Raw genomic sequence first — 25,520 nt, forward strand, 5'->3', positions numbered from 1 at the left:
TTATAAATTCCCTTTCTATAAGCAAAAAATATATCGAGAACAAAAAAGCCTCCGAAGAGGCTTTTTTTATGACAGGTTAAAATTAGTCACCTGTATAACCTTTTAACTTTAAACGAGCAGCATGAAGTAACGGCTCAGTATAACCAGAAGGCTGTTCACAACCTTTAAAGATAAGGTCAGAAGCTGCTTGGAAAGCAATATTCGTTTCAAAGTTAGCTGCCATTGGTTTATACAATGGGTCATTCGCATTTTGCTCATCAACAATTTTTGCCATGCGTTTAAGCACTTCTTCAACTTGTTCACGAGTCACAATACCGTGACGTAACCAGTTCGCGACGTGTTGAGAAGAAATACGTAATGTTGCACGGTCTTCCATTAAACCTACGTTGTTAATATCAGGAACTTTCGAACAACCCACGCCTAAGTCAACCCAACGAACAACGTAACCTAAAATACCTTGGCAGTTATTTTCAAGTTCATTGTTGATCTCTTCTGCTGACCAGTTTGTTTCTGGGGCAAATGGAGGAGTTAACAAGTCATCTAATGACAACATTTCTTCAGCTTTTAACTGATCTTGACGTGCTTTTACATTTACTTGATGGTAATGCATTGCATGAAGTACAGCACCAGTTGGTGATGGAACCCAAGCACATGAAGCACCAGCATTTGGATGCGCAGCTTTAGTTGCCAACATATCTTTCATGCTATCTGGTTTTGGCCACATGCCTTTACCAATTTGAGCTTTACCTTGTAAACCACATTTCAAGCCAATGGCAACGTTACGATTTTCGTAAGCAGCAATCCATTTTTGTGTTTTAACCGCTTCTTTACGAACAACTGGTGCAGCTTCCATAGAAGTATGGATTTCATCACCTGTACGGTCCATGAAACCAGTGTTAATAAAGATAGTACGGTCTTTAGCAGCAGCAATACAGTTTTTCAAGTTTACAGATGTACGGCGTTCTTCATCCATAATACCGATTTTTAAAGATTTCGCGGGTAAACCTAATGCTTGCTCAGCACGTTCAAATAATTCAACAGCAAAAGCAACTTCTTCTGGACCATGCATTTTTGGCTTAACAATATACATAGATCCTTTACGAGAGTTTTTATTTTCGTTCGTACTACGGATATCAGCAACTGATAACAATGGAGTTACCAATGCATCCATAATACCTTCGAAAATTTCTTCACCATCTACCAAAATAGCTGGATTCGTCATTAAGTGACCTACGTTACGAAGTAACATAAGTGAACGACCATGAAGTTTTGTTGTTCCACCAATTAAGTTTTTAATTTCGCGGTCTTTGCTTAACGCACGGACAATTGTTTTACCATTCTTTTCGATAGATTCTTGAAGTGTACCCTTCATTAAACCTAACCAGTTACGGTAACCTTCAACTTTTTCTTCAGCATCTACAGCTGCAACAGAGTCTTCAAGATCTTGAATCGTCGTAAGCGCAGCTTCAAGTGTTAAATCTTTAACACCCGCTAAATCAGTTTGACCAATTGGGCTATTTGCATCGATTTCAATAATGACATGCAAACCATTACTTAAAAGTACAACTTCTGAAGGATTTGTCTCTTCACCATTAAAACCAACGAACTGAGCTTCATGAGCTAAACCTGTTTGAGTACCATCTTTTAAAGTCACAACAAGTTTATTTTGCTCAATTGCATATTTAGTTGCATCTGCGTGTGAGCCTTGTGCAAGTGGGAAAACTTCATTTAAGAAGTTTTTAGCAAACTCAATTACCTTGGCACCACGTACAGGGTTATATCCTTTCCCTTTTTCAGCACCACCTTCTTCTGAAATTACGTCAAAGCCGTAAAGTGCATCATATAAAGAACCCCAACGTGCGTTTGCTGCATTTAAGCAATAACGTGCATTACGTACAGGTACTACTAACTGCGGCCCTGCTAATAATGCAATTTCTTCATCTACGTTTTCCGTAGTAATCTGAAAATCTTCAACTTCTGGTAGTAAATATCCAATTTCAGTTAAAAACGCCTTATAAGCACCTAATTCAAATTTGTTATTACGGTGCCATTCATCAATTTTTGCTTGTAATTCATCACGCTTAGCCAATAACGCTTTATTTTTTGGGCTAAGATCGACAACAACTTGCTCAAAGTTCTTCCAGTAAGTTTCACTATCTAAACCAGAACCTGGTAAAGCTTCATTTTCGATAAAATCGTAAAGTTCTTTAGCAATCGCTAACTTGCCTTTTTGAATACGTGCAGTCATTGTCTTTCCTGAAGTTGCTACTTTTTATACCAAGAGAAACCTAGTATACCGATTTAAATTAAGCTGAATACTAATATCACATTCCTAAATAGTAAGCATTTTCTCTTGCGAAACTATTGACAAAGATAAATTTTTCTATACAGGAAAATATTAAAATTCTAACTAGGTTTCTCAACAATTTATTCAATATTTTAAAATACTGAAACTAGACTTTTTGTTAACAAACAAAAAAATTTCAGTATCTGATTTTTCTAAAGCGTATTTAGTTATATCAAACTTTAAGCTGTGAAAAAGCACTATTTAATTAAATTTATCAATTTTTTGTTATAAAAAAAGCGCTCTATCTAGAGCGCTTTTCACAACTATCGTCTTAAGAATTTTTAGCTTCATCAATTTGTCGGTGTTCTGAATGCAAATAATCATCTGACTGCATTTCCAACAAACGAGAACGCGTACGCTCAATTTCAAAAGCTAATTTCTCGCCTTGATAGATATCAATGATACTATCTTGAGAAGTTAAGAGTAATTTCACGCCACGGTCATAAAACTCATCGACTAGATAAATAAATCGACGCGTTCCTTCTGATAAGAAGTCAGTTAAGTGCGGAACATTGCTGACCAGAACTGTATTATAAATATTAGCAATTTCAATAAAATCTGCTGGGCTACGCGGCTTTAAACAAAGTTCAGAAAACTCACACCATAAAACATCTTCGGTGTGACCTAGCGTTTCAACAACACGGTTATTGATCACAATTGGTTCTTGAGAATTTGCTTGCGTATGCGTTAAGGCAGTATAACGCTCAGATATCCAACTTTGCGCTTCATTACCTAAAGGCGATTTGAACAATTGAGCTTGTTTCAAAACACGTAAACGGTAATCTACGCCCGCATCTACATTTAAAATAGCACAATTCTTTTTAACCATTTCAATGGTAGGTATAAAACGGTCGCGATGAATGCCATTTTTATATAAACCGTCTGGTGCAATGTTCGAAGTAGCAATCAGTGTTACTCCACGAACAAATAACTTCTGGAATAAATCACTCAAGATCATTGCATCTGTTACGTTTGAAACGAAAAACTCATCAAAACAAATAACAACCGCATCTTTATAAATTTGATCAGCTACGATATCAAGTGGATTACGTTGACCAGAAAGTTTATTTAATTCTTTATGAACGTGTTGCATAAAGTGATGGAAATGCATCCGTGTTTTACGACGAAATGGCACAGACTCATAAAATTGGTCCATTAACCAAGTTTTTCCTCGACCTACACCACCCCACATATACACGCCTTTTGGAGAGGTTTGGCGGCGGAAGCGACGGAAAGCTTTCTTAGAAGCTTTATAGCGGTTTAAAAGTTCCTTCCAAACACGATCTAATTCTTGCACTGCCTGTGCTTGTGCTTCATCTGCCATAAACTGGCCTGAAGCCAATGCCTCAGCATAGCGCTCTGCTGGGGAAGAAGGAGTAAAAGCAGTACTATGAGAAGATTTTAAATTTAACATATCATTTTATTTCAATTTTAACTGAAGAGAGTATAGCGAACATTTTGTCCGACCACATTAGCTTTTAGCATCAAGAGTTATGCTCAGTAAAACTCTTTTCCATATTGCCGAGGACTCTGCCCAAACCATCTTTTAAACGCATGATTAAAAGCTGCAGGTTCAGAATAGCCAAGCGACTCAGCAATAACTTCTATTGAATATTCTTTATATTCCATAAGTTTAAGCGCCTTATTCTTAATAATCTGTTCACGAATTTGTTTATAACTCGTATTAAGCTGCTGCAATTGATGCCTTAATGTCCTTTCAGGCATTTTTAAAGCGAAAGCGGTTTCCGCCATGCTCGGGATAATTCCTTGTTGTAGCTCTAGATAATCTTGCACATATTGAATAATGGGTGGTATTTGATGATCTTGCTCATTTAACCGTTTTATTTCTTTAATACATTTCGCTTCATAGATACGATGAGTAATGATATCCGCTGAAGGAACTTTTATTCCAAGCACATTCTTACTTAGGCTAAATGCTGCATGTGTAGAATTAAAATGCAGATCATCTCCATAATATGAGAAATATTGAGCAACGGTATCTGTATTATTTGGTTTGGGAAATGGCAAATCTATACGCATAAGAGGCATTGTTAAGCCCATCATGGTGTAAATATCTTGAATAAATTTATAAGTCCCTGAAATTTCACACTGGGCACGAAGCAAACCAATCTCTGTTTTTAGGTCGACAGGTAAATAGTTCAGAAGGATGTGATTTTCAGTTTCTTGTAAACTTAAGGTGCCAAATAAATGAGTGAGTTTTTGATACTGTATGCCTTTTTCCAATGCAGTTTGTATATCTTGGCTTGTTACAAGTAGCATTAATAACGGACCATAACCTGCTAATGCATAGTGCTGCCCGATGAACAAACCTTTTTCAGGATCAACATTTTCACTAATAATTTGTTGAATATCCCACTCTAAACTATCGTGAATTGTTGAACTTGGGTCCAAACAATCTACTTTAATGCCTATATTAGCCAAACGTGAGTCGACATCAATGCCCGCATTGCGCATTCCTTGAATTAAATAGATTAAACCAAGTGCCGATCGTTTCATTCTTCTATCAATTTCCCTAGACTGAAATGTTTTACTATAAAGAAGTAATAAAATTAATTGCCGAATATATCAATTTTCACGTCGGTACAATCATGTTTAAACAGATCAAAAAACGTTAGTCTTGCCTGCAATCCTCTTTACGGTATATGCAGGGTTTACAATGCACAGTGCAAAACAAAACGCTATTCAAAAAACTAAAATCGCAATTATTGGTGCTGGATTCGGTGGCCTTGCAATGGCTATTCGTCTATTACAGAACAAGCAAACAGATTTTCTTATTTTAGAAAAATCTAATGATGTGGGTGGAACTTGGCGCGAAAATCGCTACCCAGGAGCTGCATGTGACGTTCAGTCGCATATGTATTCTTTATCTTTTGCACCTAAAACTGACTGGTCAAAACGCTATGCAGAAGCACCGGAAATTTTTGATTATATTCAAGATATAACCCAAAAATATCAAATTAAAAACTACTGTAAGTTTAATCATGAAGTTACTCATGTTCAGTATGATGAAACTCGCCATGTATGGACGTTAGACTTTACAAACCAACCTTCTCTCGAAGCACAATTTGTAGTATTTGCTTCTGGCCCCTTACATATTCCACAAATCCCTCATATTCATGGTATCGAAAAGTTTAAAGGTAAGGTATTTCATTCATCACAATGGGAACATAACTACAACCTTATAGGTAAATCAGTTGCCTCTATTGGTACAGGTGGTAGTGCAATTCAATATATTCCAGAAATTGCAAAAGATGTTAAACAACTATATGTGTTTCAAAGAACAGCCGCATGGGTGATTCCACGAGATGAGCGCAAATACTCAAGCTTAAGTAAAGCCTTATTTAAAACATCTAATCTTTATAGACAAATTCATCGCAGTCGCCTTTATTGGAGTAACGAATCCCGCGTTGTGCCAATTGTCCAGCCTCAAATCATGAAATATGGACAAAAATTAGCTGAGGCTTTTATACGTTTCCAAGTCAAAGATAAAGAATTAGCTAAAAAACTTACACCAGACTTCGTGATGGGTTGTAAACGCATTCTTATTTCAAATAAATACTTTCCGACATTTAACCGTAAAAATGTTGAATTAGTGACAGATGGTATTCAAGAAATTAAAGAGCACAGCATTATCACAAAAGATGGAAAAGAAAGACCTATCGATTGCCTGATTTATGGGACTGGTTTTATTACCGACCCACGTATTTACTTAAAACATTTTACTTGTATTGGTCGTAACCAAATTGAATTAAAACAAGCTTGGAAAGATGGTGCAGAAAGTTATTATGGCATTATGACCAAAAATTTTCCTAATTTATTTCAACTCGTTGGGCCAAATACTGTTTTAGGTCATAACTCAGTTATTTTTATGATTGAGTCACAAGTTAATTATATTTTACAGCTGATTGAACTTGTCGATAAATCTGGTCAACACGCGATAGAAATTAAACCGGAAGTCCAAGATGCTTTCAATGAAAGAATACAGAAACAACTTCAAGGGACAGTATGGCAAGCTGGGGGATGTAATAGCTGGTATCAGGCTGCCGATGGAAAAAACTTTTCCTTATGGCCAACTTACACTTGGAAGTATTGGCTAGAAACTCGTAAAGTGAATACCAAAGATTATTTGCTGCTAAATAAATGCTCTAAAAGCTATGCAGCATAAAATGTTCAATACATAATAGATAGGTTGATAACAATCTATCTATTATATGCAATCTGTTAGCCTCATTATTCAAATTTTTATTGTCATAGCTTTTGGCTACTTTTTAGGTCCTAAACTTTCTTTAAATATTCGAAAATTTATTTTCAAAGTTTTGCCCTATTTTTCTTATATTTTACTCACAAGTGTTGCTTTAGAATTAACTCTTGCGCTTGATCAAATTAACAATCCTTCTACCATACTGCCACCTGCCCTATTAATTGCAGTCACGACATCACTCGGTTCCTTTTTTACATGTTTATTAGCGTATACAGTTTTTGATAAAGAAAGTGTAAAAGGAAAAATTTCACTTCAACTTTTTATAAATGCTTTAAAAAATATTGCGAAGGCATTTTTAGCTTTAGCTGTAGGTATCATTTTAGGTATTTTTTTAACTCGATTAAATGTACATATTCCATTTAATAGCTGGTATTTGTTATTAGTTTTTATTTTTCTGATTGGTATCGAATTAGCTTTTACTCATTTTAATCGAACATGGTTAAGCTGGAAGATCCTTATTGTGCCATTGGCTGCTTTTATAGGTTCATGTATAGCTGGGTTTCTCAACTATTTCTTACTAGGTAACCATTTTACACTCAACGAAATGCTAGCCTTGGCTCAAGGCTATGGCTGGTATTCAATGTCGGGTATTTTATTTACACAGTTACATTCAGCCGAGTTAGGCGGAATTGCTTTACTTACAGATCTATTTAGAGAAATAGTGGCAATTTTACTGATGTATACAATGGGATGGCGTTTTCCGCGTCCAGCAATCTCAAGCGCTGGCGCTACGTCAATGGATGTAACATTAGCTATGGTAAAACAGTCATGTGGCACACATTATGTACCACATGCCATGATGAGTGGCTTACTTTTAAGTCTACTCGCTCCACTTTTAATTACTGTGTTTTTAAACTTTTAAGCAATTGAAGCAAGAATTGATTTCAACATTTGAGTTGGATCTTCTGCTTTCGTAATTGGACGACCAATAACTAAATGAGTAGAACCATCAAGCATTGCTTGTTTTGGAGTAACAATACGTTTTTGGTCATCGGCATTGCTACCTTCTGGACGTATTCCCGGAGTAACTAAAGAAAAATCTTGTCCAATTAATTCACGGAGAATTTTAGCTTCCTGAGCAGAACAGACCACACCATCTAAACCACTGTCTTTGGTAAGTTTAGCCAATCTTTTAACTTGCTCTACAGGTTCGATATCTAAACCAATATCTTTTAAGTCCTCACGCCCCATTGAAGTTAAAACTGTTACTGCAATTAGCTGAGTTTGATAATTACCTGCCTTTAAACGCTCTACACAGGTCTCCATCATTTTACGACCACCTGATGCATGTACGTTCACCATCCATACCCCCAAATCTGCTGCAGCACATACAGCTTGAGCAGTCGTATTAGGAATATCATGGAATTTTAAATCGAGGAAAACTTCGAAATTTTCATCTTGAAGTTTTTTTACAACAGATGGGCCTTCATGAGTAAAGAGCTCTTTACCTACTTTTACACGGCATAACGTAGGATCGAGTTGTTCAACAATTTTTAAAGCGTCATATTGGCTTTTAGCATCCAACGCAACAATGATACTCAAGAGACTTTCTTCCATCACATAAAATCAGCGCTATTATAATAGACAAGTCAGCTACTAATAAAGAAATCTATTGAGACAAGTTTTTGAATAAGAAAATATTGATTTTGAATTTATTTAGTAATTGAAATATAGAAATGAAAAATACTACTCTTTATAACTGGATAAAGAGTAGTATCAAAAATAATTATAACGGAGTAGAGTTTTTATCTTGCGGATAAATATCTACAACAGTTTTTTCATGTCTTACATTTGCAGCTGCTTCTGCCGCTGCCAATTGAGCAGTTTGAATTTGTTCTTTTCTCAAATGATCAATATCTTTGCGAAGACGTTTGATTTCCCAGCCTTTTTGAAAGACTCGGAAAACTTGCACACCTAATAAAAGTCCAACCACAATTCCAAGCGCTAAGGTAAGCAACAATAATAGCCCTAAACGCATTGCTGGAACTTGAGTAAATAATAAATCAACAGGAAGTTCTGTTGGGTTCTGCAAAACGAGTGCTAAAGAATAGCCAAATAAAATAATGAGTAATGCAATTAGAATATAACGCATAGGCACCCCTTATGAGTTTTTATTTATTTTCCAGATTCATTCACTGCATCACGTAGTGCTTTACCTGGTTTAAAGTGCGGAACCGCCTTTGCTGCAACATCAACTGACTTACCAGTTTTAGGGTTGCGACCAACTCTAGGTTCACGGTGATGTAAAGCAAAGCTACCAAAACCACGGATTTCAATACGGTTGTCCGTCGAAAGAGCTTCAATCATTTGATCAATCATGATTTTAACCGCCTCTTCCACCAAAGGTTCAGCCAAGTGTGGATTTTTTAGCGAAATGCGTTCGATTAAATCAGACTTATTAAGAGCTTCAGTAGTCATCTACGACCTCGTTATTTATTACTACTCTAAGTCGTTTGATAATAACCTGTTTAAATACAAAACGGTAGCGCAGTATGTTGAATACTACGCTACCGTTTACAGTAATTTGTATAAAAAGTACAATTTCGTTACATGAAACTGTACTTTGTTAACTTATTACTTCATTTGTGCTTTGATCAAGTCACCAATAGTCTTAGGACCATTTTCTTGAGAAGCTGATGCTGTACGTAAGTTAGCAACTGCTTCTTTCTCTTCAGCTTCGTCTTTCGCTTTGATAGACAAGTTGATAGAGCGAGATTTACGATCAACGTTGATGATTTTCGCTTCAACTTCTTGACCAACTTCTAAGAATTTAGTCGCATCTTCAACGCGGTCACGGTTGATTTCAGAAGCTTTAAGAGTTGCTTCAACTTCGTCAGCTAACTTAACAGTTGCGCCACGAGCATCAACTGCAGTCACAGTACCTTTAACTAAAGCACCACGTTCGTTAGCAGCTAAGAAATCATTGAACGGATCGCTGTTCAATTGCTTGATACCAAGGCTGATACGGTTACCTTCAGCGTCTACAGACAAGATAACTGCTTCAACTGTGTCACCCTTCTTGTAACGACGGATAGCTTCTTCGCCTTGTTCGTTCCAAGAAATATCAGACAAGTGAACTAGACCGTCGATACCGCCATTTAAACCAATGAAGATACCAAAGTCAGTGATAGACTTGATTGTACCTGAAACTTTTTCGCCTTTCTCATGAGACTTAGCAAACTCTTCCCATGGGTTAGCACGAGTTTGTTTGATACCAAGGCTGATACGACGACGTTCTTCGTCAACTTCAAGAACCATAACATCAACTTCGTCACCGATCTGAACAACTTTAGATGGGTGGATGTTTTTGTTAGTGTGGTCCATTTCAGAAACGTGTACTAAACCTTCAACGCCTTCCGCAATTTCAGCGAAACAACCGTAGTCAGTTAAGTTAGTAACACGCGCTTTAACGATAGAACCTTTAGGGTAACGGCTCATGATCGCTAACCATGGATCTTCGCCTAATTGCTTAAGACCTAAAGATACGCGGTTACGTTCGCGGTCAAATTTAAGTACTTTAACAGTAACTTCTTGACCAACTTCAACAACTTCTGAAGGATGCTTGATACGCTTCCAAGCCATATCTGTGATATGAAGAAGACCATCAATACCGCCAAGATCAACGAATGCACCGTAATCAGTAAGGTTTTTGATAGTACCTGTAACTGTTTGACCTTCTTCAAGTTGAGCAAGTAATGCTTCACGGTCAGCAGAAGATTCAGCTTCCATAACAGCACGACGAGATACAACAACGTTGTTACGTTTAGCATCAAGTTTGATTACTTTAAACTCTAACTCTTTACCTTCAAGGTGAGTAGTGTCACGGATAGGACGAGTGTCAACTAATGAACCTGGTAAGAATGCACGAACAGGACCGATGTCAACAGTGAAACCGCCTTTAACTTTACCAGAGATAACACCAGTAACGATTTCGCCATCTTCAAAGATTTTTTCAAGTTTAGTCCAAGTTTCAGCACGTTTAGCTTTTTCACGTGATAAAACTGTTTGACCCATACCGTTGTCAAGAGCTTCAACAACTACGTCAACAGTATCGCCAACCTGAACTTCAAGTTCACGTTGTTCATTTAAAAATTCAGCACGATCAACAATGCCTTCTGATTTAAGGCCAGTGTCAACAGTAACCCAGTCACTATCGATGTTTACAACAACACCTTGGATGACTGCACCCTTTTCAACGTTGAGGTTTAATTCACTTTCTTCAAAGAGGGCTGCAAAAGATTCGGTCATGATATACCTGATAAATTCAGCGGTCTTGGATCAGACAAGGCCGGTTTAGTTAAGTATCAACATAGTCTTTATAGACTGATCAAGCTATGCGTCAACTGATAATCTTAGTTGCTAACAGTACGGCTATTGACATAATCAACCATTAACTTAAATACTTGATCGATCGTTAATTCCGAACTATCAATAATATAAGCATCTGCGGCTGGCTTGAGAGGAGCAACTTCTCGCTCCATATCTCTTTTGTCACGCGCTTGTATATTAGCTAAAATGTCGTTTATTTTAGCATCTAGCCCCATGCCCTGCAACTGTTTTACTCTTCGCTCAGCACGCGACTCAGCCGAAGCTGTCAGATAAATTTTTGCATTAGCTTCCGGGAAAATTGATGTTGCCATATCTCGGCCATCTGCAACTAAACCTGGAGTTTGTGCAAAGGCTCTCTGACGATCAAAAAGTGCTTGTCTAAGTTCAGGAATTGCTGCAACTTTAGAAGCATATTCCCCAACTCGTTCCGTACGAATGGTTTGCGACACATCCTCATCGTCAAGGAAAACCAGCGTTCCCTCTGCTGAAGTTTCAAATTTGATATTAAGCTGACGAGCATAATTCACACACTCATCTAAATTGCTATCTAATTTTTCTAACAAATCATGTTTATGTAATGACAACCCTAACAAACGATACAAGGCACCAGAATCAAGTAAATGAAATTGATAATATGCAGCAAGTTTTGCCGCTAATGTTCCTTTACCCGAACCACTCGGACCATCAATAGTAATAATTTGAACTGTCATTGAACTCTCACTAAGAAGCAAATGCTTTAGCTAATCTCGAAAAGCCTAGTGTAATCGCTAGTTTTAGCTGTGCAAGAATTAATTTACTTACAACGGGGGCTTTTGCCGTTAATTCGATACGATAAGTAACCAAAGTAATATAAGGGGTAATTTCAGAAAACTCGATACGACCTAAATGGTGTTTAACTAAAGGATTATCAATCAATTTATATTCAATACGCTTGTTTTCTTCGAGATGAGTAATTTCTTCTTTAAGCGGTTTAATTGCACCAAATCCCATACGACGAATAGAACCAACCCCATCCGGTCTTTCAGGATCTGCTGAGTCTTTCACACGTACAACTTGTAGTGGAGCAAATGCCTTGTTGTAAGTTGCATGTTTAGAAAGCAGGTTAAATACATCACACAGCGGAGCATTAAATTCTTTTTGTATAGTAATTACATTACGCATGAAAGTTCCTTATTTAAATAAATCATGTCAATGAAACGGCGCTAGTTTGCCATAACCCCATGACATTTTTTAATCATTTAAGGACGTTTTTTGTTGTTTCTCTTTTTTCTTTTGTTCACGTCTTTGCTTAAAAAAAAGACTTAACTGTTGAGCACATTTTTCATGTAAACACCCTTGCTCAAAAGTAAATTTATGATTGTAATAACCATTTTCTAATAATTGACGCGCACTGACAAGTGAACCAGCTTTAGGTTCTGTTGTACCAAACACAACATGTTTAATCCTTGCATGTACTAAGGCCCCTACACACATCGTGCAAGGTTCAAGCGTAACATACAAAGTTGCATCTTCTGGTAAACGATAATTTTTCAATGAGTCACAAGCCGCACGAATAGCTTGAATTTCCGCATGGGCAGTAGGATCAGATAAACCAATTGGAGCATTAAAACCTGCTCCAATTAATTTATTTTGACTTACGATTACAGCACCTACAGGAATTTCACCCTGTTCAGCCGCTAACTCAGCTTGCTCGTAAGCAAGCTGCATCCAATACTCGTTACTAAATTTGGACATTTATTGACTATGAAACTACGCCATATTGTCTAAGTAAGGCATTCCAGCTATCAATAGACGTTATTGGTGGATCATCAGCCAAAATACCTCTTAAGCTAAGGTCTTCACATGCCTTCCATTCTGGCGATAAATCTTTATCAACCAAACGGGCACGAACACCTTCGACAAAATCAGGATGACGAATTTTCCATTCAGAGATTTGCGCTTCTAAATCAAAAACTTCGTCCCAAGAATGTACTTGTTTACCCCATTGCCATAATAACCAAGTAATGGCTGCTGTGCTCGGTGAACCCTTTTGCAAATTTTCGCTGGCTTGACGCAACCAATCACTGCTTGCATCTCGTAAGCTAACAATTGATTGATAGTCTTGTTCAAAACTTGAACCACGACAAACACTATGGATAACGTCTAACGAATTTTGTAATGGCCCTGCTGCAACCGGGCGATGCAAACTATTTAAAGTATCATCAATCGCGCGAAAATCACCTGCTGGATAGTGAGCCCAATTAATATTAAGTACTTTTTGCAGGACATTATCACGTTGTGCTTCACAAATATGTGTCGCCCAACCAATGCTAAATGCCCCAGCAGCAGTCATAATTGAACCAGTCAAACCAGTAAATAAACCAATTTGCCCACGGTCAGCAAGGAAACGGCTTGCTCCAACATCCGGATATAGGCCAATGTTAATTTCAGGCATTGCTAAACGTGAATATGGCGTAACAAGGCGGAAAGGTGCCGCCATGAACAAGCCTAGTCCACCACCCATTACATAACCTTCGCCCCACACCACAATAGGTTTGGCATAGTTATGCAACAGTAAATCCAAAGCATATTCTTGCTGGAAAAACTTATTTGCTGTTTCTACTTCTTGATTGATCACCAGCTGACGTAATTTGCGCACATCTCCGCCTGCACAAAAAGCTTTTGGTGTTGTCGAATCCAACCAAATTGCTTTTACTCGCTCATCATCACGGAAGTCTTCAAATACTCGTAATAAAGCCGTTACGATTGATTCATCTAAAGCATGTAATGATTTAGGCCGATTCAATCGTACAATACGCCAACCATTTTTCGCTTCTTCAACTACCAAATCCGGATGATAGCTATTTACATTGGGAGAGTTCATCATGCGTCCAATTGCCAGTCTATGGGCTCAATGCCATGTTGTTTCAAATATTGATTTGTTTTTGAAAACACTTTACACCCAAAGAAACCACCACGATTAGCCGCAAGTGGTGATGGATGTGCAGCTGTTAAAACCAAATGTTTTTCTCTATTTATACGTTGTCCTTTACGTTGTGCATAAGCACCCCATAAAATGAACACGATATGCTCACGTTGTTCATTTAAAACATCAATTACTGCGTCAGAAAACTCTTCCCAACCTTGTTTTTGATGTGATGTTGGTTGTCCTGCTTCTACAGTAAGTACACTATTTAATAAAAGTACACCTTGCTCGGCCCATTTAGTTAAATCACCATGACGCGAAACAGGTACACCTAAATCAGTGTTTAATTCATGAAAAATATTACGTAAAGAAGGAGGTAATGCAATCCCTTTTTGTACGGAGAAACTTAACCCATTCGCCTGATTAGGACCATGATATGGATCTTGCCCTAAAATAACGACCTTTACATGATCTAAAGGCGTAATATTTAAAGCACTAAAAATTTGTTTGCTTGGTGGATATATTGTTTTCTGAGCTTGCTTCTCTTGGAAGAGAAAGTCTCGCAAACTATCCATATAAGGGCTCAGCAAAAATGGAGTTAATGAGCTTTTCCAGCTTTCTTCTAATTGAACTTTACTGAGTTTGTCTTGCTGTTGCTCAGTTAATTGCATTAATGTCATCCTAGATCAATTTTCATTTCTAAAAACAAAGGGAAGTTAACTTACACTTCTACTTGTAAGTTAACATGCGGATTATGAAATTTAATCCCTTGTTTTAAATTTTCATACATTTGTAGATCAGTCCACTCAGATTGAACTTGTTCTGAAAAAACAATTCCTTCAAGGTTTAACAAACCCATTTGCTCATTTTGAATATCTTCAAGGAAACTTTGGGCATATCCCGTATCAGTTTCATGAACAATCACTGAATAAACTTCAACATCGCCTTCCCCATTTTGGGTAACGGTCGATTGTAATACCTGTTGAGCTAAGAAAAAGAAGATACGAGAAAATTGTTCGGCAGATGGAGACACTGGTAAAGAAATCCAACGTGCACTAAAAGTCTTACAAGCATCGATATATTGAGGGTCATCTTTTTCCCAGAAACAAATCGCATGATCAAAACTATCAAAAAGGTCTTTAATTACACCTTTTAATAGTCCAAAATCATATACCATTTGTCCATGATCTAATTTCGAAGCTTTAAGTAATAACTCGACTTTATAACTATGCCCATGAATCGATCGCTTACAACGATCCGATGTACAGTTACGTACAACATGTGCATTTTCAAACTTAAATAACTTACGAATTAACATGTGCCAAATCGATCATTCCTTCTAAGAACATTATTATAAAGCAAAAGACAAAAACTTCGCACCACTTTTCAAATAGAAACAATTAGCAAAAAGTATGATAAGAGATGTGAAGGAATTTTGAAGATATTGATTTTTACTTTAAATACTGTCTATGCAGAAATATGACCCCATCCCTTTTATTAATAAGTTTCAAGTATTACAGACTCAAAAAAAATATCAATAAATTTATTCAGTTAAATGGAGCCAAGCTTCTGGAATATACATATACTTGCTTGTCTTTTCGCATTAAAGCACTGGTAAACTGACGCTTTCTATTGTTTAGAACAACTTCAATTTGAGCTTGAAAGAAGTTAGATTTAACATCAATAAGACCACTCACCTGCTTTTTCTTCTCACTATCAACCGCTGAAAAAGCATTCAATTGCCAAAGTTCATCAACATTTTGAAAGAACTTTAAGTTTTGCTGTCGTGCTTGTAATTCTTTTTCTATAGTTCCCACATCTAGTTTTTCATCAATACTTGCTAAAACCAATGGTGAAGCAGTATTAATATTTAACTTCGTATTTTCAGGTAAGGCAGAAATATATGGAGAGATAAGGTCATATTTTTTACCTTCAAAGCCTCTGACCAGCTTTAACTCTTCAATACGATGAAATTTAGTATTTGCAGCCATATAGCTTGGATCTAAACCTTGATAATAACTACTTTCTGCTCCCATTGGTCCAGCTGGTTCATCATTTGGGTCTTGCCAATCAATCACAGCTTGACTTAACTCAGCGGGTAAACCTACTCGTACAAGCAAACGCTCGAACCAATTTTTAGCATCTTCATTGACAGCGCCTTCCCCATTGGTCAAATTATTTATATTAAATTTCCCCGACTCATCAAGTAAACGCCCTGAGACAGAACCATCTTCCACTGGGAACGGTGGCATAGGTTGCGCCCATGTTTCCTTTAAATAATCCACTCCACCAGCATTATTTGCATCTTGAATTAATAATTCCGAAAAAAATGCTTCTGCACTTTTTGCATAGAGCAAAGATTGATTTTGCCGCATTAAGTAAGCTGTATTTTCCATAGTATTATTTTGATGCTTGGCAATTGAAGCAGCTAAAATTGTAGCCAAGGCGACCATAATAAGTATTGTCAATAAAGCTACACCCTGTTGGTGCTTATAACGAATAACCATTATGAACCACCTTGCTGGGAAAGTGCTAAATTGCTTTGATTCAAGCTATAGATCCATTCATAACTTACTCCCGCTACTGTAATTTGGATTTTTATTCCTTTCGGTAATTTTTTTAACTCGTTAGGTTTTGTTGGATCAATATTAACTTCGGGCCATTTTGTTACTTCCTGCGGAGTCAAAACCATAACTTGATATTGGTCAACTTGGCTTAATAAGGTACTTGATAAAGGTTGCTCGTTATTCGAAGTATTTAAATTTGTATATTTAAGACGATATAGTTTTTTTTGGTCAGCATCATAACGATATTCAATTCGTTCAAATGGTGACAAACCCTGTTTTAAAGGATCAGTTACGCCTGCTTTGCTAAAACGTAAAATTTGATTATCGATTTCTAAAGCTGGATGAAGTTGCCCACCTTGATTTGCAGATAAAGGAATAATTTGCAGAGTATCACGAAGAATTTGTTGATAAGCATCTTGTAATTCAAATAAATGCACTTCATGTTCGGCGTTACGATCACGGACCTTGAGCAAATAATCGAATATTTTCCATCCCAATAAAGATAAGACCGCGAAAATAGTAATCGCAACCAATAACTCAACCAACGTAAATCCTGAGGCGCGAGCTAATCGAGCACTGCTCGATCGCGCCGCAAGATGAGAAACAGTGTTTCGAGTGTAAGAATCACTAAAACAGCGCTTTGTCTGAGCGTAAGACGAAGAGCTATGCTCTGAGCAGTCAGTCGTTACAACGTCTGATCCAGCTGCAAGACGTGAAACTTTGCTTCGGGTGCAAAAGTGCTTATTTTTTATCATTATTTTGCTTTCACTGGATAATTAAAAAAGACCATATGAGTAATACCGTTTTGTACTTTTCCCTTATCCGGATCATATAAGCTGATTTGTACATCAATTTTTTGAACATTAGGGCTAACAGTTGATTCAGCTGATTTATCAACCTGCCATGTCTCACCTTGAGAAGTTACCTGCTTACTTTGAGTGCCTTGCAACCACTCTTGGTTAATCTCCATCATAGCAATTTCATTCATTGCTACAAATTGAGCTTTGGTTCGTAAAATTGCATTAGAAGTAGACTGTGTGTACTGCATTGCTACTCTAGTTAAAGCGACAGCTGCTACTGCAAAGATTGCCAAAGCAACCATAACTTCTAAGAGGGTAAAGCCTTTAGATTTCATTTATTTTACCCAAATGATCTATTTGTATTTCTGAACCAATCGGTTTTTGTTCTAAATAAAATTGTATTTTTACAGTCTTGGCTTCACCATTGCCAAACCAAATGAGTTGAGGCGTTTGCCCTCCCACTAAATCGGTATTTTTAGCTTTAGAATAATTCTGCCCATCTATCGGTTGCACAGAAAAAGACACATGCGTAGGAAGTTGCCGTGTTTTAAACTCAGCATATTTCTGCCATTGGTTTTTTATATCTTGTACTTGCAAGGTACTTTGATCGTGATATTCGTATAATTCATAAGAAAATGGTGAGACATCTGTCTCACCATGAGTTTCTAAAGCTAATACACGCGATTGATCAAGTGATTCTTTATTAATTTTTTGCAAATCAAGTAGAAATAACTCTCTTGCCTGCATTGCCTTCTTTTGGTCTATACCACCGATATTCAAGACAACAAGTGAGGTCATAATTGTCATAATCACAATGACCACCATCACCTCTATAAGAGTAAAGCCTTTTTGTGATTGAAATGATTTCGATTTCATATCGACCTATTAAGCGTATTGCTCAACTGCTTGTTTAGGTAAGGCCAATGCCTGATCAATATAAGCTACTCTTAAAGTATCTCTTGAACCCAAATAACGTTGGTAAAAACTTGAGTTCAGAATTGCCGCAGCTCCATGAGTGAGCGACCAGATTGAAGCCAAGTAATCGCGCGTAGTCATATGACTTTGAATTGACTCCAAATAATGATCAGTCATACGAATAATGATACGTAAGCGTTGTTTTCTTACCTGATACAACTCATTAAAAAGATGGTGTACACCTTGAGCAGTAATCGAAAGCTTTTCTTCAATTTGATGAAACAATACAGTTCGTTCTGGATGGTGCAAATGGTGCAACATAAAGAAAGCCAAATGCTCTGGAAAAGCTTTTTCAGTGTCTTGAACCATTTCAAGTAGCATGCGCTCATTACGAATAATTAACAGCATGTACAATTCATCTTTACTTTGAAAATGTTTATACAAAGTACCTTTTGCCAAATCAAGCTCAGCAGCCAGCACATCAAGTGTCATTCCGGCTTCGCCATTTTCTAACAACAACTGTTCCGCAACTTGAAATATTAAAGCTTCTCTTGCTCGGAACTGAGCTTGACGGTCCATCTTCACGCAATTACTCTCTTTATATAGTTTCTATAAGTTAAATCGCTTTGAGTAAATTTTCAAAATTTTGAGAAGTGATTCTTGCAATTTCCTCAACCGACTTATCATATACATCACTAAGTGCTTTCGCTACATAGGGTACGTATTTTGGTTCATTTGTTTTACCACGATATGGTACTGGAGCCAAATAAGGACTATCTGTTTCAATTAAAAGTCGATCTAAAGGGACTTGCTTGGCAACATCTCGTAGATCTTGCGCATTTTTAAATGAAACAATCCCTGAAAAGGAAATATAGTAACCGCAGTCTAATACGGCTTTTGCTGTTTCCCAGTCTTCAGTAAAACAGTGCAAAATACCATGTGTAGATTGTTCAGCTCGAATAATATCCACCGTGTCATGTTTGGCTGAACGTGTATGAACAACTACTGGCTTTTTGACATTTTTAGAGGCTTGAATATGCCGAGCAAAACAAGCCTTTTGCTCATTAATAAAGTCAGTGCTGTGGTAATAATCTAAACCTGTTTCACCTAAAGCCCACACTTTTTCTGATTGGGCTAACTCAGTTAAATACTCAGTCGTTGCTCGGGCCATGGTATCTACATCCTCACAAGGATGTACACCCACAGTATACCCAACATCTTCATGACGCTTTGCGATTTCAGCTAAAGCAATATGATCATCAAGGTCAACTGAAATTGCCATAAACTTAGAGACACCTTCTGCTCGTGCAGCAGCAAGTGCAAGATCTAAATCACCGTTATAAGGTGTTAAATCCAACATTGTTAAATGGCAATGGGTATCAACAAACACTGTACTTTCCTATCTGCTTACATGGTATAACTTGGACGATCTAAAGACATACTACCAGCTAAAATCCGTTCAGCCTCAGCTTTATAGTAAATACCTTTATCTCCACTCAATTGAATTGCAAAGCCTTGAGGCTTAAAACCACTTTGCTTATGTGAAATCCACACTACTTTACCAGTTAAAGGAATTTTTTGTGATTGTTCTGGTAACGTAGCTAAAATAAAAATTTCTTGACCCATCTTCACTTTTTGCTTTGATGGCACAAATAAGCCCCCACCTTGCACATACCCCATATAGCTTGCTTGTAAGGTTGCTCTATCAGGAATATTGACCTGAATAATTCCACCCATTTGTGGCTGCATTATAGTTTCCCCTTAAACGTTCATTAATTTTATAAAAAGTTGATCTGTGATGAGTTGTGTTTGTACATTTTGTTCAACCAATCTTTTAGATTGCTGTAATTCCTCATAAAGACTGAATAAGCTTTCTAAATTATAGTTTTGTGCCAATTGATCAAATTGTAAATCAATATTTTTCTGCGGCTGGTTCAGCTTGACACAAATTAAATCCCCCAACAAGTACTCAAGAAGCATCATAAAATCACTAAAGTTGAGCTCTTTCTGCCACTTAGCCGAATAAAATAAAGGCATGTTTTTTTGATTAACTACCTTAGTCCAGTCTTCTAAAAAGGACTGTCTTTTCGCAAACCAATCGCTAGTGGCAATTTCGACTGCTTGCAAAGGCATGTCATTAGAAAGACCTAACAATAATTCAGGTGGCACTGACGCAATTTCAGCCAAATGCTCATTTAGATAAGATGTTGCCTGCTCATATGAAATACGGTCTAAAGCAAAATGCTGTAAACGACTTCGAATGGTAGCTGGTAATTTCAAATAGTGATCAGCCAACAAAATTAAAACAACACGCTCACCAGGTTCTTCTAAAGTTTTTAACAGTGCATTTGATGATGCAAGATTTAAAGCTTCGGCTGGTTCAATAACAATAATACGCCATCCTTCACCAGTTTGCTGGACAAATGGCAATAGATCTCGAATTTTTTCTATTTTAATTTTTGCATTCTGTTTTTTATTTTCTTCATCAGTCGTGATATGAACATAGTTTGGGTGCGTATCTGACTTTAGCCATTGACAACTACTACATTCACCACAAGCACCGTGAGGTTGTTTATTTAAACAAAGTACCCACGCTAAGAAATGCTTAGCAAAAGCATGCTTGCCACAACCTTGTTTACCATAAAATAATAAGCCATGCCCAATATTGGGAAAACGTGTTGTTAACGTTTCCCACATTGTCTGTTGCCACGGATAAACCTTAGAAGTCACATTCTGATTCATTAAATTAACACTTACTCAAAAGACTCAACAGGCATATTATTTAGACGGTCAAGATCTGCTTGGGTGTCAACACCTGGCGGTAAATTCGCTTCTGCTACAGCAATAGCAATACGATGTCCGTTTTCTAAAACACGTAATTGCTCAAGACTCTCTAGCTTTTCAAGTTTACCCATGTCCCATGTAACATATTCTTGTAACAAGTTCACACGATAAGCGTATAAACCTAAATGACGAAATGCTTGACTATGTAAAGTTGATTCAGCTTGTTTAGCACCATCTCGATCATAAGGAATAGTTGCACGACTAAAGTACAAAGCTTCATTTTGATTAGACATGACCACTTTCACAATGCTGTCACGCTGAAACTCATCTAAAGCATGAATAGGCTCACATAATGTGGACATTGAGCAATTTGGTTTTTCAACTAGAAGCTTAGCAACCTGCTGAACAAGTTGAGCTGGTAGTAAAGGCTCATCACCTTGTACATTTACAATAATGTCATCCGCATCCCAACCTTTAATACGAGCAACTTCGCTTAAACGGTCTGTTCCCGATGGATGGTCAGCACTTGTTAAAACAACATCGACACCCTCTGCACTGCATATTTCAGCAATACGCTCATCATCGGTTGCTACACACAGATCATCGAAACCTTCAACTTTCTTTGCCTGATCTACTACGCGTAAAATCATAGGACGATCATGAATAAGTAACAATGGCTTACCTGGCAAACGCGAGCTTGAGAAACGTGCTGGAATAACGATGTGTTTCATTTTTTCTTCCTAAGATATTTGAATATCAAGCTTTTGCAATTGTTGATTTAAAACCTGATAGCATTCTTCAGACAAAACAGCTTTAACAGGTACGACCCAAATAGGCCGTTTAAATTCTGGATGCTTTTCGAGTAACGGTAACAACTTAACCGCATCTTTTTCAGTCGTAATGATAGGTTGGTCATCATTAAATACAAGATCATCAATAACGTAATCATGATGATCACGAAAAGCATGCTCTTGAAATTGGTTTATACCTAAACCTTTAAGTGTTTGGTAAAAGCGCTGAGGAAAACCAATACCAACTACTGCATGGTAATTATTTTGAGTATTGAATGATAATTCAGTTGATGAAGAAGGATTCAACAAGTAAGGTTGGCCTGCATCCAAATGCATATGCATTGCTGTTGAAGGAGCAAATGCATGTTCGATTACTGTACCAGTTTTTAAACGTTCAGCAGGTTCACGTAAATAGCCTTCTGGTAATAACTTTCTATTTCCAAGGCCACGATTTTGATCAAGCACAATCCATTCTATTTGACGACCTAATGCCCAGTGTTGCAAACCATCATCACTAATAATTAAATCTAGTTTTGCTGATGCTAATAATAACTCGATTGCTGCTTGTCTATTGGGCCCTACAGCCATAGGAACGCCTGTTGACTGTACAATTAAAGCAGGTTCATCTCCTGCTTCAGCTGCCTGACTGGCTGATGTCACCAACATAGGAAAAGGACCAGCTCCACCATAACCCCGACTAATTACCCCTACTCTTACGTTATGTTGTTTCAGGTAGTTAACCAGTTCTATTAATAATGGCGTTTTGCCACTACCGCCCACTGTAATATTTCCAATCACCATGACCGGTACAGGCGCGTCATAGATTTTTTTTAAACCTGAATTATAAAAATGACGATTCAATAAAAACCCAACACGATACAAACATGATAATGGACGCAAAACAACCAACCAATTTGATTGTTTATTCCATGCATTTTGTATCAGCTGGGCTAAAGACATACTTAGTTGTCCTCAAAATTACGCTGATGTAATTGATGATAAGCACCCTGTTTAGCAAGTAATTCTTGATGAGTACCTTGTTCAACAATTTGTCCACGATCTAACACAACAATACGGTCTGCATTTTCAATTGTTGATAAACGATGCGCAATCACAATCGTTGTACGATCTTGCATCGCTTCATCAAATGCTTGTTGAATAAAATGCTCAGATTCATTATCAAGCGCACTTGTCGCTTCATCTAAAATAAGAATTGGCGCATTTTTCAAAATTGCACGAGCAATTGCTATACGTTGACGTTGACCACCAGACAAGTTTAAGCCTTGAGCACCTAAGACAGTATCGTAACCATTTGGTAAGTTCATAATAAAATCATGGGCGTAAGCAGCTTTCGCTGCGGCTATCACTTGTTCATCACTTGCATCATGCAACTGACCATAAGCGATATTTTCACGTACTGTTCGGTTAAACAAAACAACTTGCTGATTTACCATTGCAATTTGCGTGCGCAAACTTGAAAGTTCAATATCACGTATTGGTAAATCATCTAAATAAATTTGACCACTTGAGACTTCTTGAAAACGCACCAGCATGTTCACTAAAGAGGTTTTACCAGCACCAGAACGCCCTACCAATGCAACAGTTTCGCCTGGGCGGATATCTAAAGAAAAGTCTTTAATCGCCTGAGTGCCATCAGCATAGTTAAGTACAACATGATCAAAACGAATTGCACCTTGCAACTTAGGTTGAAGATGACCGCTGTTTTCTTCTTCAGGTAAATCTAATAATTCAAAAACTGAATGTGCTGCCGCCAAACCACGCTGCAACTTCTCATTAACATCAGTTAAGTTTTTGACAGGTTTAGAGAGTAAACCAGCCGCTGTAATATACGCGACAAACTCACCAGCACTTGTATTACCTAAAATTTGTGGTCTTAAAGCCAACCATACAATAAGAGCCATTGCGCAAGCCATAACCACTTGAACAACAGGGCTATTCAGGTTTTGTACAATCACCATTTTTAAACCGCGTTTTAAATTCTCTTCAGATGACTTATAAAAACGCTCTTGTTCTGACTCTTCACCTGCGAAACTTTTAACAACTGCACTACCACTAATACTTTCTTGCACTACATGGTTGACATCACCCATAGTGTCTTGCACTTGCAGTGAAAGTTTGCGCATTCTTTTTGATGCTCTACGTACCAAAACACCAATAATCGGTAAAAAAACCATGATACAAATAGTCAAACGCCAATTTGTATAAAACAAATAACCTAACAATCCCAAAGTAATCATGCCATCTCGAACGATGGTTTTTAAGGATTCAGATGAAGCAGCCGTCAGCTGTTCAACGTTATACATAATTTTGGCTGTAATGTGTCCCGAAGAGTTATCGAGATAATACTGGGCTGGCAATCTTAAAAGTTTTGCATAAACCTCTTGTCGAATGCTAAAAACCAAACTACGTGAGATAACAGCAGTATAGTAGCCACCCATAAATAGGCCAAGGCCACGGAAAAATACTAATAAAATAATTAGTAAAGGGAACCAATCCAGATCCGCTCTACTCGAATTTTGAATTGCATCAATAATGAATTTAATGAGCTTAGCAACTGAAACTTCTGTTGCTGAGTTCATACCGAATCCGATAAGAACTAATAAGGCCACGCCCCAATAAGGTTTTAAATAAGATATGAGACGCAAATAAACCTTAAAATCTTGATTCACTCAGAAAAACCTCTAGAAGGAACTTTGGTACTAATATTGATGTTAACAAAACCGAGTTGTCCTGCTACATCCATAACACGAATAACATCCTGATGAGACGCTTTTGCATCAGCAGCAATGATAAACATAAAATCACGGCGCTCTTGAGCAATTTGCTTAATTGCACTACTCAAATCTGCTATATCTTTGGTAGACAATGCCTGACCGTTGACAGCGTAATGACCGCTAGAGTCTACCACGACTTCAATTTTATGATCGTACTGTTTTGGTGGGACACCTTGCGCATCTGGTAATGTTAAATTGAGACGACTTGGCTGATTAAAAGTAGTAGATAACAATAGAAACACTAAAATAAACAACAAACAGTCAATCATCGGTGTCAGATTGATATGAATATCTTCAACTTGAGAACGTTTAAACTTCATATTGTTCCCTATCCCTCAACCAACACGACGGTGTTCTTGAGCAACAGAAGAGCGTTTGTAAAACAGTGATGCGTGAAAGAGCGTAGACTGCTGCTCTAATTCCGCAATGTAGTTTTGCACTACTCTTTGAAAATAGCGATATGAAATAAGAGCAGGAATTGCAATGAGCATACCAACGGCGGTCGTAATTAGGGCTTTTGAAATACCCGGAATCATTAGACTTGGACTACCTGCCGAACCAAAATCAATCACTAGAAAAGACTCAATAATCCCTACAACTGTCCCAAGCAACCCAAGTAATGGTGCAATCGCACTTAAAGTTCCCAAGAAATTAATATTTTTTTCTAAATAAGAAATTTCTTGAGAAGCCATTGCTTCCATTTGTGCTCGAGCAAACTGCTCACCATGCTCCTGATGCTCAAAACCAGCTTTTAGAATATTTCCTAATGCTGTGTTTTGGGCAGCAGTATCCTGCTCCAAATTTGTGATGATATGAGAAACATCTGCACTACCATCACTCATCAGTAATTTGGGCAAAACTTGTGAACGTCTTAAACGTATAAAACGCTCAATACTAATAGCGACCGTTAAAATTGAACACAAAATTAAAGGCAGCATTAACCAGCCGCCCGCTTTCACAAGTTCCCACATATTTTCTTCCCCAAGAATATAAATTAGAAATATA

At 37.4% G+C, this 25,520-nt stretch carries 28 protein-coding genes; 2 read left to right on the plus strand and 26 right to left on the minus strand.

Going from position 1 to position 25,520, the window contains the following annotated elements; all coding sequences use genetic code 11:
• Positions 1-82: 82 nt before the first annotated feature.
• The 3 genes from ABFY81_RS02405 to ABFY81_RS02415 form a co-directional block, all read right to left on the minus strand.
• Entirely contained in the window at positions 83-2,248 is a 2,166-nt protein-coding gene (locus ABFY81_RS02405; protein WP_347912954.1) for a malate synthase G, read from the minus strand.
• Between the two features lie 370 nt (positions 2,249-2,618).
• Positions 2,619-3,761, minus strand: a complete 1,143-nt coding sequence (gene zapE / locus ABFY81_RS02410) for a cell division protein ZapE (RefSeq protein WP_347912955.1) — start codon at positions 3,759-3,761, stop codon at positions 2,619-2,621.
• A gap of 83 nt (positions 3,762-3,844) precedes the next feature.
• On the minus strand, positions 3,845-4,864 hold the full coding sequence (locus ABFY81_RS02415) for a helix-turn-helix domain-containing protein (protein WP_347912956.1): 1,020 nt from the start codon (positions 4,862-4,864) through the stop codon (positions 3,845-3,847).
• A gap of 121 nt (positions 4,865-4,985) precedes the next feature.
• Here ABFY81_RS02415 and ABFY81_RS02420 point away from each other — a divergent pair, with 121 nt between their 5' ends.
• Positions 4,986-6,533, plus strand: a complete 1,548-nt coding sequence (locus tag ABFY81_RS02420; protein ID WP_347912957.1) for an NAD(P)/FAD-dependent oxidoreductase — start codon at positions 4,986-4,988, stop codon at positions 6,531-6,533.
• Positions 6,534-6,579: 46 nt separating this feature from the next.
• Entirely contained in the window at positions 6,580-7,491 is a 912-nt protein-coding gene (locus ABFY81_RS02425) for a lysine exporter LysO family protein (protein ID WP_039251393.1), read from the plus strand.
• Here ABFY81_RS02425 and pyrF read toward each other — a convergent pair.
• From pyrF to ABFY81_RS02540, 23 genes are all read right to left on the minus strand, one after another.
• Positions 7,488-8,186 (minus strand): orotidine-5'-phosphate decarboxylase, encoded by a 699-nt coding sequence (gene pyrF, locus ABFY81_RS02430; RefSeq protein WP_004701959.1) that lies wholly within the window; start codon positions 8,184-8,186, stop codon positions 7,488-7,490. The genes ABFY81_RS02425 and pyrF overlap by 4 nt on opposite strands.
• A 169-nt stretch (positions 8,187-8,355) precedes the next feature.
• Entirely contained in the window at positions 8,356-8,721 is a 366-nt protein-coding gene (locus ABFY81_RS02435) for a lipopolysaccharide assembly protein LapA domain-containing protein (RefSeq protein ID WP_004701960.1), read from the minus strand.
• Positions 8,722-8,744: 23 nt separating this feature from the next.
• Positions 8,745-9,047: an integration host factor subunit beta gene (locus ABFY81_RS02440; protein WP_004701961.1), complete on the minus strand. Its 303-nt coding sequence runs from the start codon at positions 9,045-9,047 to the stop codon at positions 8,745-8,747.
• 156 nt (positions 9,048-9,203) lie between these two features.
• Entirely contained in the window at positions 9,204-10,877 is a 1,674-nt protein-coding gene (gene rpsA / locus ABFY81_RS02445) for a 30S ribosomal protein S1 (RefSeq protein WP_002050239.1), read from the minus strand.
• 104 nt (positions 10,878-10,981) lie between these two features.
• Positions 10,982-11,668 (minus strand): (d)CMP kinase, encoded by a 687-nt coding sequence (gene cmk, locus ABFY81_RS02450; protein ID WP_304590855.1) that lies wholly within the window; start codon positions 11,666-11,668, stop codon positions 10,982-10,984.
• A 10-nt stretch (positions 11,669-11,678) separates the two neighbouring features.
• Positions 11,679-12,119, minus strand: a complete 441-nt coding sequence (locus tag ABFY81_RS02455) for an SRPBCC family protein (RefSeq protein WP_107973453.1) — start codon at positions 12,117-12,119, stop codon at positions 11,679-11,681.
• A gap of 69 nt (positions 12,120-12,188) precedes the next feature.
• Positions 12,189-12,692 (minus strand): tRNA adenosine(34) deaminase TadA, encoded by a 504-nt coding sequence (gene tadA / locus ABFY81_RS02460; RefSeq protein WP_031944487.1) that lies wholly within the window; start codon positions 12,690-12,692, stop codon positions 12,189-12,191.
• A 7-nt stretch (positions 12,693-12,699) separates the two neighbouring features.
• A complete protein-coding gene (locus tag ABFY81_RS02465; RefSeq protein WP_019458997.1) occupies positions 12,700-13,824 on the minus strand; it encodes an enoyl-CoA hydratase/isomerase family protein in 1,125 nt (374 codons plus the stop codon).
• Entirely contained in the window at positions 13,821-14,534 is a 714-nt protein-coding gene (gene ung, locus ABFY81_RS02470) for a uracil-DNA glycosylase (protein WP_004701973.1), read from the minus strand. The genes ABFY81_RS02465 and ung overlap by 4 nt, the downstream gene beginning before the upstream one ends.
• 50 nt (positions 14,535-14,584) lie before the next feature.
• Complete coding sequence (locus ABFY81_RS02475; RefSeq protein ID WP_019458996.1) at positions 14,585-15,181, minus strand: 6-carboxytetrahydropterin synthase; 597 nt, start codon at positions 15,179-15,181, stop codon at positions 14,585-14,587.
• A gap of 229 nt (positions 15,182-15,410) precedes the next feature.
• Positions 15,411-16,370 (minus strand): type II secretion system minor pseudopilin GspK, encoded by a 960-nt coding sequence (gene gspK, locus ABFY81_RS02480; RefSeq protein WP_347912958.1) that lies wholly within the window; start codon positions 16,368-16,370, stop codon positions 15,411-15,413.
• On the minus strand, positions 16,370-17,185 hold the full coding sequence (gene gspJ, locus ABFY81_RS02485) for a type II secretion system minor pseudopilin GspJ (RefSeq protein WP_347912959.1): 816 nt from the start codon (positions 17,183-17,185) through the stop codon (positions 16,370-16,372). Before gspJ ends, gspK begins: the two co-directional genes overlap by 1 nt.
• On the minus strand, positions 17,185-17,565 hold the full coding sequence (gene gspI / locus ABFY81_RS02490) for a type II secretion system minor pseudopilin GspI (RefSeq protein ID WP_347912960.1): 381 nt from the start codon (positions 17,563-17,565) through the stop codon (positions 17,185-17,187). Before gspI ends, gspJ begins: the two co-directional genes overlap by 1 nt.
• Positions 17,555-18,106 (minus strand): type II secretion system protein, encoded by a 552-nt coding sequence (locus ABFY81_RS02495; protein WP_004701984.1) that lies wholly within the window; start codon positions 18,104-18,106, stop codon positions 17,555-17,557. Before ABFY81_RS02495 ends, gspI begins: the two co-directional genes overlap by 11 nt.
• Before the next feature lie 9 nt (positions 18,107-18,115).
• Complete coding sequence (locus ABFY81_RS02500; protein ID WP_000375838.1) at positions 18,116-18,724, minus strand: TetR/AcrR family transcriptional regulator; 609 nt, start codon at positions 18,722-18,724, stop codon at positions 18,116-18,118.
• Between the two features lie 37 nt (positions 18,725-18,761).
• On the minus strand, positions 18,762-19,535 hold the full coding sequence (locus ABFY81_RS02505; RefSeq protein WP_077168509.1) for a TatD family hydrolase: 774 nt from the start codon (positions 19,533-19,535) through the stop codon (positions 18,762-18,764).
• Positions 19,536-19,552: 17 nt separating this feature from the next.
• Positions 19,553-19,894: a PilZ domain-containing protein gene (locus ABFY81_RS02510; protein WP_001183024.1), complete on the minus strand. Its 342-nt coding sequence runs from the start codon at positions 19,892-19,894 to the stop codon at positions 19,553-19,555.
• Between the two features lie 12 nt (positions 19,895-19,906).
• Positions 19,907-20,887, minus strand: coding sequence for a DNA polymerase III subunit delta' (locus ABFY81_RS02515; protein ID WP_347912961.1), 981 nt, complete (start codon positions 20,885-20,887; stop codon positions 19,907-19,909).
• A gap of 11 nt (positions 20,888-20,898) precedes the next feature.
• On the minus strand, positions 20,899-21,660 hold the full coding sequence (kdsB, locus tag ABFY81_RS02520; RefSeq protein ID WP_347912962.1) for a 3-deoxy-manno-octulosonate cytidylyltransferase: 762 nt from the start codon (positions 21,658-21,660) through the stop codon (positions 20,899-20,901).
• 9 nt (positions 21,661-21,669) lie between these two features.
• Positions 21,670-22,680: a tetraacyldisaccharide 4'-kinase gene (gene lpxK, locus ABFY81_RS02525; RefSeq protein WP_068934622.1), complete on the minus strand. Its 1,011-nt coding sequence runs from the start codon at positions 22,678-22,680 to the stop codon at positions 21,670-21,672.
• Positions 22,681-22,682: 2 nt separating this feature from the next.
• The gene (gene msbA / locus ABFY81_RS02530; protein ID WP_019458988.1) at positions 22,683-24,410 is read right to left on the minus strand and encodes a lipid A export permease/ATP-binding protein MsbA; all 1,728 of its coding nucleotides are present in this window, start codon (positions 24,408-24,410) and stop codon (positions 22,683-22,685) included.
• Positions 24,407-24,835, minus strand: coding sequence for a biopolymer transporter ExbD (locus ABFY81_RS02535; protein ID WP_347912963.1), 429 nt, complete (start codon positions 24,833-24,835; stop codon positions 24,407-24,409). The genes msbA and ABFY81_RS02535 overlap by 4 nt, the downstream gene beginning before the upstream one ends.
• A 15-nt stretch (positions 24,836-24,850) precedes the next feature.
• Complete coding sequence (locus ABFY81_RS02540; protein WP_004701997.1) at positions 24,851-25,486, minus strand: MotA/TolQ/ExbB proton channel family protein; 636 nt, start codon at positions 25,484-25,486, stop codon at positions 24,851-24,853.
• Positions 25,487-25,520 lie beyond the last annotated feature (34 nt).

Origin of the sequence: Acinetobacter sp. WA-87, assembly GCF_039938935.1 — a bacterium.
GTDB lineage: Bacteria > Pseudomonadota > Gammaproteobacteria > Pseudomonadales > Moraxellaceae > Acinetobacter > Acinetobacter seifertii.